The organism is Nannocystis sp., from assembly GCF_016714285.1.
Taxonomy (GTDB): domain Bacteria; phylum Myxococcota_A; class Polyangia; order Nannocystales; family Nannocystaceae; genus Nannocystis.
Map to the genome: position 1 here is coordinate 136,169 of NZ_JADJNN010000022.1, position 15,620 is coordinate 151,788.

General features: G+C 69.8%; 7 protein-coding genes and 1 pseudogene. 4 read left to right on the top strand and 4 right to left on the bottom strand.

Annotated elements, in window-relative coordinates:
- Positions 1-8 precede the first annotated feature (8 nt).
- The 3 genes from IPJ59_RS29255 to IPJ59_RS29265 all read left to right on the top strand — a co-directional run bounded on the left by IPJ59_RS29255 (position 9) and on the right by IPJ59_RS29265 (position 7,769).
- A complete protein-coding gene (locus IPJ59_RS29255; RefSeq protein ID WP_293274218.1) occupies positions 9-1,715 on the top strand; it encodes a hypothetical protein in 1,707 nt (568 codons plus the stop codon).
- 560 nt (positions 1,716-2,275) lie between these two features.
- Positions 2,276-2,557, top strand: coding sequence for a hypothetical protein (locus tag IPJ59_RS29260; RefSeq protein ID WP_293246168.1), 282 nt, complete (start codon positions 2,276-2,278; stop codon positions 2,555-2,557).
- An 88-nt stretch (positions 2,558-2,645) separates the two neighbouring features.
- The gene (locus tag IPJ59_RS29265) at positions 2,646-7,769 is read left to right on the top strand and encodes an AgmX/PglI C-terminal domain-containing protein (RefSeq protein ID WP_293274219.1); all 5,124 of its coding nucleotides are present in this window, start codon (positions 2,646-2,648) and stop codon (positions 7,767-7,769) included.
- Positions 7,770-7,884: 115 nt separating this feature from the next.
- Here IPJ59_RS29265 and IPJ59_RS29270 read toward each other — a convergent pair whose 3' ends face one another.
- The 3 genes from IPJ59_RS29270 to IPJ59_RS29280 form a co-directional block, all read right to left on the bottom strand.
- Positions 7,885-8,769 (bottom strand): DUF4397 domain-containing protein, encoded by an 885-nt coding sequence (locus IPJ59_RS29270; protein WP_293246178.1) that lies wholly within the window; start codon positions 8,767-8,769, stop codon positions 7,885-7,887.
- Between the two features lie 547 nt (positions 8,770-9,316).
- A complete protein-coding gene (locus IPJ59_RS29275) occupies positions 9,317-9,724 on the bottom strand; it encodes a hypothetical protein (RefSeq protein WP_293246181.1) in 408 nt (135 codons plus the stop codon).
- A 426-nt stretch (positions 9,725-10,150) separates the two neighbouring features.
- A complete protein-coding gene (locus tag IPJ59_RS29280) occupies positions 10,151-10,447 on the bottom strand; it encodes a fibro-slime domain-containing protein (protein WP_293246183.1) in 297 nt (98 codons plus the stop codon).
- Positions 10,448-13,120: 2,673 nt separating this feature from the next.
- Here IPJ59_RS29280 and IPJ59_RS29285 point away from each other — a divergent pair.
- Positions 13,121-13,435 carry a hypothetical protein gene (locus IPJ59_RS29285; RefSeq protein ID WP_293274220.1) on the top strand — a complete coding sequence of 105 codons (315 nt, stop codon included), beginning with the start codon at positions 13,121-13,123 and terminating at the stop codon, positions 13,433-13,435.
- Between the two features lie 707 nt (positions 13,436-14,142).
- Here the strand turns inward: IPJ59_RS29285 and IPJ59_RS38235 are convergent.
- Positions 14,143-15,141, bottom strand: a pseudogene (locus tag IPJ59_RS38235) (virulence RhuM family protein); the annotation flags it as partial.
- Positions 15,142-15,620: the final 479 nt, after the last annotated feature.

The following is a 15,620-nucleotide window of genomic DNA, read 5'->3' on the forward strand; positions in this document are numbered from 1 at the left end:
CCCCGGGAGTGGCGGCGGTAGCCATTCGCCGCGGGGAACGCGGTATCCTGGCCGGCGTGCTCCGCAGGGACCCGTTCATCCGCCCGCTCTCCGGCTTCGCGGGCGAGCTCGCCGCGACCGCAGATTGGATCGTCACAGCGGTGCGGCGGCCAACGCCAACCGGAATGCAGTGCCCGCGCCGCCTCGAAGTGTTCGACTGGCGCGGCCGCTTGCAGGCATCGTGCGAGGTCGACGTCGGATACGGGCCTCTGCACATCGACGAGCGAGGGACGATTTGGCTGGCGACCGAGCGGGCGCTCCTGGGCTTCGACGAGCTTGCTCGCCAGCAGCACATCGTCGAGCCGCCGCTCGCGGACGGCGCGACGATCGACGAGTTCCTGCCGCTCGACGACGGCTTCGTCGTCGCCTGCGGAGGCGAGACCGCTGGAACGGTGATCCGCCTCCGCGCCGACGGCACGGCTGTGTGGACGGCTGCGCTGGTGCCCGGCATGAGCGAGTACAAGTACCCGCCAAACCGGAGCTGCCTGACCAAGCAGCTCGGTCCGCGGCCCCCGAGGGCCTGGGAGCCGTTGCCCGAGGCGCCGCTCGTCGTCGCTGGCGAATCGCTGCTCGTCGGCTTCGGCGAGCCTCACAGCGGTGGCGCCCACCAGCGCAGCGTGCTCGACCTCTCCAGCGGCGTGGTCCGCTGGACGTCGCCGACGGGCCCGTACACCGGCGCCGCCGCGCTCGTCCCGGACGGATTTCTGCTCGGCGAGCGGTTCGGGGAGCACGCGGCGACCACTGCGATCTTCGGCGGGGCAGCCGTCGCGTCCTGGCCTATCGACGGTCATATGCTGGTCACCGACGGTCTGCTGTGGCTGGTCGCCAGCGGCGACCAGCGCGGACTCACACCCGCCCTCACCACGGTGCCGCGCAATGGCCAGGAGGCCGCCCATCGCGTGCTCCCGCGCTCGGTCCGCGGGACACCGTGCGCGTTGGCAGGACGAACGATCGTGCTGCTCTGCGGCCAGGCGTGGTCGCGGATCGACGCGTCCGGGGAGATCGTCGAGCAGCGCGACCTCGGCTATCTGTCGCCCGTCGTCGGCCGCGTGGTGACGGACAATCGGGGCCGGTTTGCCTTCCTCATGCACCCGACCCGCGACCTGGATCCGTCCCAGTTGTGGATCCTCGATACGAGTCTCCCGCGGCTCGCGTCCGGTCCCTGGCCCTGCCACGGTGGTGATCCGGCGCACCGCGCCCGCTGGGACGAGCCAGGCCGGATGTTTGCGCCTTCCGGGCGGCCGCAGGCGAGCAGCGGGACCTTCCTGTGGGCTCACGAGGAGCTGATCGAGCTCTACCACCACATGCATCGCAATCGCCGCCGCGGGCGGCCCGCCCTGCCCGCCGAAACCTGGACGGAGATCGACGCCCAAGTGGATGCCGCCCTCCACAGGCTCGCGCAGTCGGGCCTGAAGGTCGTGCTAATCCTCGACGACAAACCAGCGGAGGCGTGCGCCAGCTCGGTCTACGTGTTCTTCGAGCCGCTCGCGCACGTGGTGCTCGCAATCGGTGGCGCCGACCACAGCGCCGCCGTCAGCGCCAACGCCGATCTCTGGCACGCCCATCAGCCCGCGCTGATCGAGCTGCAGGACCGCGTCGAACATCTGCTGCGCCAGGGGCGGCTGGCTGATGCGTTACTCGCCGCCGCGGACGGCCTGCGCGTGGTGCTGACGTAGCACACCGGGCCGGCGCTCCGCGTCGCCTGCCGGTCGCTATCGCCGCGACCGCTTGCCCCGGAGCAGGGGCGCGTCCGGCCAGGCCCGGCGACCCCGCCGGCTGACCGCCAGTTGGCGGGTCTCGCGCCCGGGCGCGGCAGCGGTGTCGCGCCGGATCACCCCATGCCGGAGACGCCGCCGGGCACAGCGCCGTGGCCAGCCGCGCGGTCTTCGGATCGTGCGCCTGTCGCTCTCGCTCAAGAAACGCTCTCTTGCAGCCATTCGGACGTTCGGGCACAGTCGAACGGTGTCACTCCTGTCACATCCCATCGGCCGCATCGTGGTGACCTTCGCTGGCGCCCTCATGCTCATCGCGAGCATGGCCAGATTCGATGTCCATGCGGCCCCGGCACGCCGAACGCTTCGATCGCGACGTGCGCGCCGCATCAGCGCCGGCCGCCTGTGCCATGCCGGGCGAGCAACTCGGCTGTTTCGGCGTCTTGGCGCAACAGAGCAATGCGCGCGGTGTCCGACTCGGGGGACCGCTCCAACTCCGCGAGTTCACGGCGTAGTTCGGCCGCATGTTCCAGCAGAATCCGGCCGAATCCGACGATGACGGGCGCGCGACGTGGGTCGAACCGGCATCGGGCCCGCCGGACGACGCTCCGGCCGTGGTCCCGCTCGAGCTCTCGGCTCCGGCGCTCGACTCTGAGCTCGCCTCGACCGGGGACGTCGTCACCGATGTGACGGGCATTGACGAGAACCCGTCGCTCGTTTCGCGCCTGTCGTCCCCGGCGCAACCGGGGAGCGCACAAGCGCTTGCTCCTGCCACTACCAAACTACCGAGGATGCGATCGAGGTAAGCCATAAATTTGGGGCATAGCAAAGACTCTCCACGCGTCGAGGTTTTTCCGCGACGCCGCGAGAGCCCGACCGCTATAGTCGCGGCCCGTGGCAACGTGGACGATGAACCTCTGGCGGCTGTCGCTCCTCGCGGCGACGGTCCTGCTCCTTGGCGCTCCGCAAGCCGCAGCGGCCCCGCCTGCTTCGGCGGCTCCTGCGTCGGCGGTTGCGCCTGCGCCGGCGGTCCCGCCCGAGCTTCAGCCGTGGATCGAGTGGGTGAAGGGCGTGGAGCTCCCGCCCGGCGAGTGCCGCGACGTCGATGACGAGATGATCTGCGTGTGGCCGACGCGCCTGCGCGTGAGCGTCGGCAAGGCGGGGGGCTCGTTTGAGCTCGAGGTCACCGCCCATGACGCCGAGAGCGTGCTCCTCCCGGGCGACGACAGCGTGTGGCCGCAGGACATCCGCGTCGACGGCAAACCCGCGGTCGTCGTCGACGAGGACGGGACGCCCTCGGTGCGGCTCGTCGTCGGTCGCCACCGGGTCAGCGGCGTGTTCCGCTGGAGCGAGGTGCCGGACAGCCTCGCGGTCCCGCCGGAGGTCGCGCTCGTCGACCTGAAGCGCGACGGCAAGGCGGTCGCGTTCCCGGCGCGTCAGGAGGGGCTGCTGCGCCTGCGCGACGATGACGAAGCGGAGGAGGAGGAGGCCGAGCCGGAGGAGGACCAGGCGGCGGGGACGGAGGCCGTGGAGGACGCGCTGCGCGTCGAGGTCTCGCGCTGGATCCGCGACGGTGTGCCGCTCACGGTCGTGACCCGCGTCGACCTCCGCGTCTCGGGGAGGACGCGCGAGCTGACGCTGCCGTACCCGCTCTGGGACGACGCCGAGCTGCTGCGCGTCGACAGCGATCTGCCGATCGACTTCGGCGAGGCACGCTCGCTCGTCCTCCAGGCCAAGTCGGGCAGCCACACGGTGACCCTTGAGGCGGCGCTGCCCCGTCAGCCCGCGACCCTCGGCCCGCCCGAGCTCGCGGAGCCGTGGCCCGCCGACGAGGTCTGGGTGTGGAAGGCCGCGCGCGCTGGTGAGGCGGCGCTCGGACAGGTCGCGCTCAGCGGCGGCCAGGCGGTCGATCGCAGCCGGACCCACGCGCCCGCCGAGTGGGAGGGCGGCGCGACCTTCCGCGTCGGTGCCAGGACGCCGCTCGCGTTCGAGGTCCTGCAGCGCGGCGCCTCCGAGACGGCGCCCAACGAGCTCGGGCTCGATCGCACGATGTGGTTCGACATGGACGGCAGCGGCTGGTCGGTGGTCGACGTCCTCCGCGGCCAGATGCACCACGGCGCCCGCCTCGATCTCAGCGCCGGGGCGCTCGGCAGTGTGATCGTCAACGGGAAGCCGCAGGTCGTCACCAGCGGCGTGCACGGGACGCCCGGGGTCGAGGTGCGGGCCGTCGATCTCGACCTGCACGCGACCTGGCGCGGGGCCGACGCTGCGACGGCGCTGCCGCTCGGTGGGTGGTCCGAGCCCTTCGATCGGGTCGCGCTGCACGTCGAGCTCCCGCGCGGCTGGGACGTGCTGCGGGCGAGCGGGCCGGGCTCGATGCGATCCACGTGGATCGAGTCGTGGCGACCGCTCGATCTCCTGCTCCTGCTCGGCGTGTGCGTCTTGATCGGCCGCATGGTCTCGCCGTGGCTCGGGGTCGCGGCGCTGCTCGGCCTCGGCCTCGCGTACACCCGCAGCGGCGATGGTTACGCCCTGCTCGTGCTCCTGATCGCGATCCTCACCGTGCTCGCGGCCCAGCTCCGCCGCGATCGCGGGCCGTGGGCGAGGCGGGCGCTGCAATGGCTGTGGCTCGCGGGGGCCGGGCTGCTGACCGCGTGGATGATCTGGAAGGTCCCGGTCGGGGTCCGCGAGGTCTGGCAGGGCGGCGACTCGGCGCTCAGCCACCGCGACCTCGAGCGTGAGCTCGGCCAGCTCGCCGAGCTCGAGGCCGTCGGTGTCGCGCTCGTCCTCGTGGTCTACGGCCTCGCGTGGATGATCGCTCGCGCTCGCGGAGCGAGTCACAAGGCCGCGATCGCGTTCGCTGTGCTCGTCGGCGGCGCCATCGTCGTCGGGCTCGCGCTGGTGACGACGCGCGGCGACATGATCGCGGGGCCCACCGCGGCGGTCAGCGAAGAGGAGCCGCCCGAGGATTGGGAGGAGACGGACGAGGAGGTCGGCGGCACCGGTCAGCGGCACAAGGGCGAAGAGGGCAAGATGGGCCGCCCCACGTCGCGGCGTAAGTCGGGGCTCTACGCGATGAAGGGCCCGAAGGACGCGGTGAGCGTGGACAACGAGGTGTGGGGCGGGCTCGGCGGCCAGGAGGTCGGTGAGGCCTACGGAGTCGGCGGCCTCGGGCTCGTCGGCACGGGCCGCGGCGGCGGTGGGACCGGCGAGGGGACGATCGGCCTCGGCAACACGGGGCTGATCGGCAAGGGCGGCGGCGGCGGGACCGGGGAGGGCTACGGACGCGGCGCGGGTGCGGGGTTCGGCGGCCGCGGCACGTCGGTGCCGACCGTACGTCAAGCCAAGGCGACGGTCTCCGGCGCCCTCGATCGCGACATCATCCGGAGGATCGTCCGGGCTCATATCAATGAGGTCCGCTACTGTTACAATCAGGGGCTCGCCCGCGACCCGGCCCTCCGCGGTCGGGTCGCCGTCAACTTCACGATCGACGGCGACGGCAAGGTCAGCGCCGCGGTCGTCGGCGAGAGCACGCTGAGGGACGCCGCGGTCGGGACCTGCATCGCCGCGGCCGTCAAGCGCTGGACCTTCCCCAAGCCGAAGAGCGGGACGGTCGAGGTGAGCTATCCCTTTGTGCTCGAGACGGACGGCGCCAGCGCGGGCGGCGAAGCGGCGTCGGCCGGCGAGCGCTACGTGCTCGACGCGGACCTCCCGAAGGCGCCGCCGAGCGCACTGCCGCAGACCGGGGAGGGCACGCCCGAGTGGTCAGGCCGACGCTGGAGCCTGGACATCGACCATGCGGTGAAGCCGGACGAGACCGTCTCGCTGTGGCTCCTCTCGCCGACGGTGAGCAAGGCGCTCGCCCTGCTCCGCGCGCTCGCCCTCTGGCTCCTCGGGTTCGCGCTCGTGCGCGCGGGCTGGCGCGCGGGCTGGGGACGCACCCCGCGTGAGCCCGAGCCGCCGACCGGGAGCGCGGGCGCAGCTCGATCGGCGGCCGTGGTCGCGGTGTTCCTCGGCTCGCTGCTCGGCGCGTCGCAGGTCGCCAGCGCCGCGCCGACGCCGGAGCTGCTGGAGGAGCTCAAGGAGCGGGTGACCGCCGAGCGGGCGCAGGCGCCGACGCCCGAGTGCGCCCCGGACTGCGCGCTCGTCGTCCGGCTCGGCGTCGAGGTCGCGGCCCGCACGCTGCGCCTGAGCGCCGAGGTGCACATGGCAGGACCCGGCGTCTACCAGCTTCCGGGCTCGTTTGAGAGCTGGATGGCGCAGACGGTCGACGTCGACGGGCGACCGGCGGAGGAGCTGATAGCGATCGAGGGCGAGGTGTTCGTGCGCCTCGCCGAGGGCGTGCACCTCATCGAGCTCGCCGGACCGATCGGCGTCGACGAGCTGAACCTCGGGCTCACCCATGAGCCGAAGCGCGTCGACGTCAAGGTGAAGGGGTGGGTCGTCGAGGGGGTCGATGAGGATGGCCACGCGTCGAGCCTGCATCTCCTCGCGGAGGCCGCGGTGGCGTCCGAGGCGGCGGATGACGGTGCTCGCTCCGCCCCCGCCGAGGCCGCGCCAGAGGAGCGCGTCAGCCAGGACCTCCCGGCGTGGCTGAGCGTCGACCGGGAGATCGAGATCGGGCCGCGGTGGACGGTGCGGACGCTCGTCACCCGCCAGAACCACGGGCCCTCGCCGATCACCGTCCAGGTCCCGCTCCTCGCGGGCGAGAAGATGCTCGAGTCGAGCGCCAAGGTCAGCGATCCGAAGGCGACGGTCTCGCTCGACCAGGCGGGCGCCAAGGTCAGCTGGGTCTCGGTGCTGGAGCCCCGCGACACGCTCGTCCTGGGCGCCCCGCAGGGGAGCCCCTGGACCGAGAGCTGGACCGTCACCTGCGGCGAGGCCTGGCAGTGCGCGATGACGGGGGTCCCAGCGACCCGCGTCGACGCTGGCACTTCGGTGTTTCATCCGTGGCCGGGCGAGACCCTCTCGCTCACGCTGCACCAGCCGCCGCCGATCGATGGGGCGCTCCTCACCGTCGACCATGTCACGCTCCGGTTGAAGGTCGCCGACTCGGGGACCGAGGCGCAGCTCGCCATGATGGTGCGGGCCGCGACCGTGACGACGCGCACCGTCACCCTCCCCGCCGGCGCGCACCTCGGGTCGGTGAAGATCGCGGGCGCCGAGGTGCCGATGGCCAGGGACGCGACGGAGCTGCGCCTGCCGCTTCAGCCCGGCGTCAGCGAGGTCGACATCGAGTGGAAGCAGGATGACGGGGTCCAGGCCGTCTACGTCGCGCCGTCGGTCTCACTCGGCGGAGCCGCGGTCAACGCCCGGCTCGCCATTGACTTCGTCGACGACTCGGATCGGGTGATCCTGTGGACGGGCGGCAGCGCGGACGGCCCGATCGTCTGGCTCTGGCCCTGGTTCGGCGCGCTCGCCTTGCTCGCCGTGGTCCTCGGGCGGGCCCCTGGCGTGCCGCTGCGGCCCTGGAAATGGCTGGTCCTCGGGCTCGGCTTCAGCGCCGGGTTCATCCCTCTGCTCGCCGCGTGGTTCCTGCTCGTCGCCTGGCGCCCGGCGCTGGTCCGGCGGGTGACCAGCGACCACGGCTACAACGCGCTGCAATTCGGCTTTGTGTTGCTCACCGCCGCGGTGGTCATGGTGACCCTGGCGACCGGCAAGGCGCTGCTGACGAGCCCGGTCTGGACCCTCGTCGACAATTGGAGCGGCGACGACGGGCTCCTCCGCTGGTACAGCGATCGCGTCATGGACGCGACGCCGAGCGCGTGGATCGTCTCGGTGCCGGCCTCGCTGTGGCGTGCGCTCTGGACCCTGTGGGCGGTCTGGGTCGCGTGGCAGTCGATCGGCTGGGGGCGCTGGGCCTGGCGTGCGCTCGGCGAGGGCGGATGGCTGCGGACGCCGCCGCCGACGCCGCCCGGCACAGACACGGACGTCGCCGAGGAGGTGGACGCGTCCGGGAAGGCGGACGTGTCGGGGGAGGCGGACGCGCCCGCGGAGCCGCGGAAGCAGCCGGATTAGCTCGCGGTGGTGCGGAGCCGCGGCGACGATGACCGCGTCGAGGTCGCCGAGGGCCGCAAGCGACGGGGTGCCCATGCAGCCGAGGCCGATAGTGGAGATCAGTACGTCGCTACCCTCAGCTCGGATTGAGCTGGATCGCGGGGCCGTCGGCGGCGACGACCTGCAGCGAGGGGGCGTCCTGGTCGTCGCTGAACGCGAAGACGTGGACGAGGATGCCGAGGCCGGGGGTCAGGGCGGCGCCGGGGATGTTCCACACGGCGTCCGGGGTCTGGTCGTTGTCGACGTCGAGGCCCACCACGAGGTCGCTGTCGGGCACGTCGGCGTTGCCCGAGGCCTTGAACGGGAAGTCGGGGATCAGCGGTGACAGCATGTCGGCGCTCGGGCCGGCCCACACGTCGACCTCGGCGAAGGCGGCCCCGGCGGCGGCGTGGGTGACCTGCAGGCGGACCTGGGCCGCGTCGATGCCGCCGAGGTCGTCCTCGAGGCGGATTACGTCGAAGGTGTTGTTCCCGAGCTTGCCGAGCGCGACCACTGTGTAGATCTTGCCGGCCTCGTACTGCAGGGCGGGCACGCTGAACACCGCGTCCTCGATCGGGCTGCCGTCGGCGGCGATGGCGAAGGAGTACTCGCCCGCCGGCACGATCACGGTGCCCGAGCTCTTGAGCGGCAGGCCGTCGACCACCGGCGCCCCGCCGTCACCGTTGGCGAAGATGTCGACGGCCGGCGCGTCGGGCGCGAGGTGAATGACGCGAATGGTGGTGGTCTCCACGTCGCCCGTGGTGCCCGGGTCCGTGGTGGTCGGCGCGTCGGTGGCGCTCGCGTCGGTGGCGCTCGCGTCGGTGGCGCTCGCGTCGGTGCCGGTCGGGTTGACCGTCGTGCTCGCGTCGGTGGCAGCGCTGGTGGTGGCGCCGCTCTCGGTGGTGTCGGAGCCGTCGTCGCTGCAAGCGCCGAGAGCCAGAGTGATCGTGAGGAGGGGAATGCTCAGGGTACGATTGTTCATATCGGCCATGTTGTTCGTGCCGGTCAGGCACCTAATGGGGGGACCTCGAAACGCTCTGTGGGGCCAAGCCCAAGGCGCGCCAAGACTGAACAGGGTCTCCTCCTAAGTCAAGGAACCTTGGACAAACTTTAAACAGATCATCTATAGGAGCCGGAATTCGAGCGTTTCCCGGCTAAGCGCAAAGTGCGCTGTCCAGGGTCGCGTCCGAATGGTCGCCTACGAGCGCTCGCGCGCGCTCAATGCGCGGGAGCGCGGATGGAAGCGTGGACACGCCCTCCCGGCGTCGAGAGTGAGAGGATCCGCAGCAAATCGCCGGTGTCGAGCCGCAAGAGTGTCCGGTCGATCTCATGGGACGGAAGCGGTCGAGCACGTTGAGGGCCCAGGGGACCCGGTCGGCGATGACCCTCAGGTAGGGCTCCCACATGTCCGAGGCTGTCGGGCAGCGGCGCTCGAGGAGGCCCTCGCGCGCGAGGCACCCATCGCGTCACCACGGATCCGTGGGGTGCTGGCGATCAGTGCGGTGTCGTTGTGGAGCGCGGCTGGAGCACTACCCCGGGCGATCGGACTCGCCGACGAATTTCTCGGCGAGTCGACGTTGCCCACAGGTGAACGAGATAGCCTGGCGAAGCTCTTCGAAGAGATCGTCGGTGCCGAGGAGGCGGATGTACTTGCGGGCGAGGCGGGCGAGAGGGCCGATGCGGAGGTCCAGCCATCCGCCCTGGCCGCGGTAGCTCATTCGGGAGGCAATGTAGATGCCCGGGGCGTCGGTCGCGGGCATGGGCTTGAAGACGGGGGTCGAATTGCTGGTGGGCCAGCGCCTGGGCTCTGAGCGCGGCGAGCTGCCGGAGGTACGCGGGCGTGCCCACCTTGCCCGGCCGTGCGGGCCGCCGAACATGGCGAGCACAGCCTCGGGCACGCCGCCGAGCGTCTGGGCGGCGGGCTGCGGGCCCGGCATGTCCCCGAACGACCCGACGGTAGCCGACACTGGGGGGAGACCGCGATGTCGCCGACGGATGGTAGCGGCGAGACCGGGATCGGTGGGACGACCGCCGACTCCGACTTCGAGGAGCGGTGTCTCAAAGTTGCTTCAGGTCCGGCGGGCTCCGCATTGGTCGCGGAGTTGTGCGCGTGCAGGGTGGCGAACGGAACGGATCCGGACATCGCGACCTGCATCGACAAGATGACCCGCGGCGACGACGATGGAGCGTGCATATGCGCTTATTACGTCGACCATCCCGAGGACAAGCATATGTCGAATGCTCGATCGCTGCCGACGAAAAGGCTGCGACCTGCGTCGACCTCGTGCCGGTCGGCGATGCCGGCCCAACGGCGCCCGGTGCGCTTCTTCGGCCACAGGTGGATTGCTCGGAGTTCGCCGGGTTCACTGCGGCTGGGAGCAGATCGTGGTGTCGATGCGGAAGTTCGATTGGGTGGTGTGGCGCTCGGCGTGGAAGACGTCGAGGGTGTAGGTGAGGCCCATGGCCAGCCCGAGGTTGTCGAGGGCGACGCTGCCGGGGCTGTTGCCGTGGACACCGCCGATGTCGATGACGAGCTTCTTGTTGATGAAGACCCACACGTCGTCGTCACCCGTGAAGGTGAAGGTCTCGCCGCCGGTGTAGGTGAATGCGGTGTGGATCTCGGTCGTGAAGTGGAAGTTGTCTATGTGTAGGGGGCTCAATTCGGCCGAATTCGAGGACTTTGGTCTGGAGCACCGAAAATCGATCCAAAATCGATCCAAATTCTGGCCAGGCGACGGGATCGCGTGGCCGCGCATCCGGGGCTGGGAGGGCAGGGAATGGGGTTCTCGAGTTGGCGGCGGGGAGCGCGCGAGGACCATGAGGCCCGTGTCGGCCGCCTGAGCGGGGCGCGAGACGTGCTACGGTCCCGGCGTGGACGCCGCGGACATTCGTGCCCTCCGTACAGCGGGACTGGCAGCTGGCGATTACAAGGCGCGCGCGTGGAGCCGGTCAGGGCCTGGCCCAGCGAGCTGGACAGGCGGGCGACCTCGAGTGGTGCGTGTGTGCCGTGCCCTGAGGTCCGTCCCGTGGCCTTGAGCGAGGCGCTCTGCCTCGACGCGCTGGATCAGAGCAGGCCTTGTTCGGGTGGTGGTAGTTCAGTGACCGGCGGCGTCGTAGGCGAACTCTCAAATAGCGCTCCAGTAACGCGACGATAGATAGGGGCCCGACCCCGGCGAGCATGGCGCTTGCCCACATGGGGGTCGATCCATTCACGAATATGCCGAGCATCATCAGCCACAGGAAGACGAAGACACCGGTTGGGGTCCTGCGATTCTCCAGACATCACGTCGCTTCCAGGAAGGCGGTCGTGGGCAAGAAGCCTAGCCGTTGCGGGCGATCGAGGTGGGCGACCTCGGTCTCAGGGGGCGCGGTGCCAGCGCTGTCATGGTCGCCTCCGAGTGTACACCCTTCGTATTGGAAGGCACACAAATGCTCTCGTCACGAGATCGGGCAGTCGGGCTTGCACTCCTTGTTGCAGTCGATGCCGTCGAGGAGGGCGTCGTCCGCGGTACCCGCCCCGACCACCGCAGGCCGCACAACCAAACCCAAATCCACCCGCGCAGCATGCCGCGCCGGCGATCCACACGAGCGCCCTCAATCCCCACTTGGTCGCCCCGCACGCCGGATTACCGGCCATGGGGTCGGGGGAAGCGTGCCCAGCCATCCAGAGACAGCCGTGTGCAGACGAGGATCGGTCAGGACGGCCCAGTAGACGAGCATCAGCTTCGGCGCATCGTGTGCGAGTTCTGCCTCCATGGTCGGCGACATCCAAACCCGATGGTCTTCGGCCCCGTAGACCTGGCGAATCTGCATATGCGAGACTCCCCGAATCGAGAAGTGCGCCTCGGCAATCGGGTTTTCGACGTGGTTCCACAGGTCGATCCGCAACTGACCGGGCGCACCGGACCCCCGGAGGCGAAACCGGGCCGTGATGGAGAGGTGGCCCGGCTCTACCTGCTGGGGTTCAATCGAAAGGATGCGAGGGCGTGCTCGCGCGAGCTTCTGAAGCTCGTTCGCGGCCTCGGCACTCGACAGATCGGGCGACGGAAACGGGTGCGGGGCCGGGACGGGGACATTGCCTTGACTGGGAAGGATGCATCGATGAGAAACGTGGCAAGGGTGAGCGTAGCCGTGGACATGCTCATGGACTCGGCACGGGCACGACGACTGTTGCACTCGATGCACAGATTCCAGGCGGGGCCCTGGCGACCTCGCCCTCCGGGCGACTCGGTCGGACCCCCGTCGCCTGGTGTCGCGGTTTCGTACTTGCAGGTGGGGATTGCGCCCATCGCGTGGTAAGAAAGGGCGGTGAGCAGACGCCGAGAGAGGCTCATCCAGGGCAGCCAGAGCTTGCCGGTCGACGCCGCCTCGCGGTGCTCCGCGGCGATGCCGACGGCACCATGGCGGTCAGGATCAGCGCTCGCGGCTCCTCACGGCGGAGATCGTCGGCATGTTGGAGCGGGCAGGGCCCCTGGTCCGTGGCGCGAGCGAAGTGGTCGCGTGGCAGCTCAATGCGATCGCGGCGCAGGGTGAGACGTGCTTGAAGCGCGGAGAGGTCAGGAGGCCGTCGTCGTCTTCTCAACACTGGGCGCCGGCATATGCGCGGGCTACGAGCTGATCTGGGATGAGAGAGCGAGGTCGGCATGGTGCTCGACCGGTGCGTCAAGGGACTCGAGGCTTGCCTCGACCGGGCCGCCACCAGCACACGTGGCGACATCCTCGGTGCGCTCCTCGACATCGCGGTGTGGGAGCGGACGGGCGGAGGCTATGGCGTCGGCGAACGAGCGGCCGAGCTTGTCCTCGCCCGGTCGACGGTCGACGAAGGCGGCGGGCGATCGCGGCGGCGGCCGCGTCTGTGCTGCAGCAGGCGGTGCTCCCGCGCGCCAGCGCCTCGGGACCTTCGTGGTCCAGCTCGGTGGTGGCGCGGAGGTGGAGCGCGCGGCGCTGCTGCAGGAGAAAGGCGATCAGCATCGGCGGATCGCGCGACTACTCGCGCTGCACGAGCCGAAGGAGGCAGCCCAGGTCTTGACGGAGCTCGATGACCCGGGCGAACGGACTCGCTGCGCCGAGCTCTTCATTGAGCACGGCTACCCCGACGAGGGCATAAGATCATGGAGGGGCGGTCGCTACTCGCGGTACACCCGGTCGGCGACAGACGCTGACCTGGCTTTACGGACAGGCGACTGGCGAGGGCGACGACAAGGCCGCCGCGACGTGGGCCGAGGAGATTTTCCGTGAAGCGCCGAGCGTCGAGCACTGGGGGTTACTCCGCGCGTCGGCGAGAGGACGCTCCGGCATCAGCTCCGCCGCGAGCTCCTCGGGCGGGAGAACACGTGCTCCTCATCGAGATCCTCCTGTCGGAGAACAAGGCCCGCGAGGCGCTCTCCAAGTTCCGCTCGGTGAAGGCTCGCACGCCGCGTGTGCTCGCGGCGATGCAACGGATCGCCGATGGTGTCGCGGCGCGACGTCCCCGCGACGCAGCGCGGCTGTACGCGGAGATCGCCGACCATCACGGGATGGCGGACGAGCACAGATCGCCGTCGAACTCGTCTTTCGCGGCTGGTTGTTCGCCGCCGCAGGCCACGCGATCTTGGCGACCCGGCATCTCACGGATTTTTGTCGGCGTCATGCGGGCCGCGATGAGTTGATCGCACGGATCGAAGCATTCGTCTACGCCACGGATACAGCCGGGCGAGCAAGGACCGGTGTGAAGGCATGAGCCGCGATATGTTCAACGACCCTCGCAGTCACGAGGCCGACGACCCGGCCTTGGAGGCAAGAATACTCGGGCGCCGTGGGGAGCACGTCGGCGCACGCGAGTTGTATCGCCGGGCCGCGGCGCTCGAGGAGGCCCTTGCACGCGGACACGCGGTCTCCTCACCCGGCAGCGAGGTGTGCTGGCGATCAGCGCGGTCTCCTGTGGGGCGCAGCAGGGGCGCTGGAGCGGGCGATCAGCCTCGCCGACGGATTCCTGACCGACCATGCGTTGCCGGCGAGCGAACGAACCAGCCTGGCAAAGCTGGCGGAGGATTCCGCACGCGTGCCGCGCAAGAGCATACTCATGCCTCCCGGGCCGAGCTGATGGAGGACGCGGCGGTCCGGGCCGCAGCACACGCATGACTCAATGGAGGTGCTGGCGACGGTCGCTAGTCGGCGGCGGAGGAGGGTCTGCAAGTTCGTCGTCGTGCTGCGCATGGCTCCCGGGCGCGCACCGCGGGCAAGATCATATGGACCCGAGATTGTCCCACGGGCACAGCCACGCACGTGCCCTCAAGAATCGTGGGATGGGCCGTATCTGAGGCGCCGCCTTTTGGCGGGGGGTTCTGGCTCTCCTGGGCAGCTTCTTTGCGGTGGCTTCGAGCTGGCGGATGGCTTCGGCCTCACCCTCGGTCTCTTGTGTGGTGCGACGCCGCGCGGCGAACTTATCATACTCGTCCGCGGCCTTGCGATTCAGCGCCGTCACGACTGACGCGCCCGGCATCGGAAGCAGGACGGCGCGGTCATTGAAGCGCAGAAATCATCCAGCTTCGCCCTCCAATCGGCGAGGAAGACCTGTTTGCGCCGCCGGCCTGATCCTCGGCGTAATCGAGGAACATCACCACGATGCGGTTGAGCTCCTCGACCTCCGACGCGCTGAGATATTTTTGGCCACCGTGACATCGCCCTGCGCACGGGTGCCGCCCTTCCAGGAGGTCAGGCCCATGTTGGGCTGGGCGGCGTCAGCGCGAGCAGCAATGAGCTCCGGGGCGGTCATTCCGTCGCAGCAAAGTGCAGTTTGTTCTGCACGATCTGGAACACGGACTGCGTCTCGACCTCCTCCGGCGCGTAATCGGCGGCCAAAGCGATAATATCCCGGACGCGCAGATACACCCGGCGCTCGCTGGCCCGGATGTCGCGGATTCGTTCCAACAATTCGTCGAAGTAGTCCGGTACGCCGGGCCCAGGCGGATTCTTGAGCCGCTCGTCGTCCATAGTGAAGCCCTTCACCATGTACTCGCTCAAGCACCCGATGGCCCACTGGCGGAACTGCGTGCCCCGGTGGCTGCGGACGCGAAATCCGACGGCGAGGATGGCCGGGAGACTGTAGTGATCGACCTCGCGCGCGACCGTGCGCACGCCCTCCTGACGAACTATTCGGAAACTCGAATAGTTGCCTCGAGCTGGATCTCCCGCCTCATAGATGCCTTTTGAGGTGCTCGCTGATTGTCGGCACGGTCACCTGAAACAGCTCTGCCATCAGCGCCTGGGTCGAGCCAGATCGTTTCGTTCACCGGCGACATTGAATGCGGGTCTGCCCATCCTCGGTCTGGTAGAGATCAGACTGGACTGTGGTGGGGCTTCTGGTGGCGGTCATTTGTAGCGAGGTCCGCCGAGCGCGACAAGGGCTCGCTCCGGACACCGCCGCCGGGTCGCGGACGAGGTGCCGTGGGCTTGCAGCGCCGCGAGCAGGCGGTCAGGTTGGCCCTCCGGGCTGCTCGGGCACGATCATCGGGTCTTGCGTGGTTGTGGGGGCGCCATACGCTACGGCCGCAGCGCACAAGCTGTCACAAACGCGATCTCTCGCTCACACAGGACCCAGAAGGAGGCCTTCGAGGTCAACAGTTGACCGATGCATGGCGCAGGCGCTCGAGGGGTGCCGGTGGCCTGCGTACACGCTCAGGCGTTCAGGCGAGGTCAGACCGGGCGCCCAGCGCAAGAGTGTCGGAGTCGATCTCGTGGGACGCCTCGAGCAGGCTCGGGATCCTGACCCGCGACAGGCGTGCTCGACCTCGTTGGCGGTGAGTGCGGGCGGGGCAGGCATCGGCGCCAGTCTAACAGCTCTTGCGGTTGTCC

Coding starts and splice junctions, on each gene's coding strand:
- IPJ59_RS29260 (WP_293246168.1), top strand. CDS start 2,276: ATGTTCCAGCAGAATCCGGCCGAATCCGACGATGACGGGCGCGCGACG.
- IPJ59_RS29270 (WP_293246178.1), bottom strand. CDS start 8,769: ATGAACAATCGTACCCTGAGCATTCCCCTCCTCACGATCACTCTGGCT.
- IPJ59_RS29275 (WP_293246181.1), bottom strand. CDS start 9,724: ATGCCGGGCCCGCAGCCCGCCGCCCAGACGCTCGGCGGCGTGCCCGAG.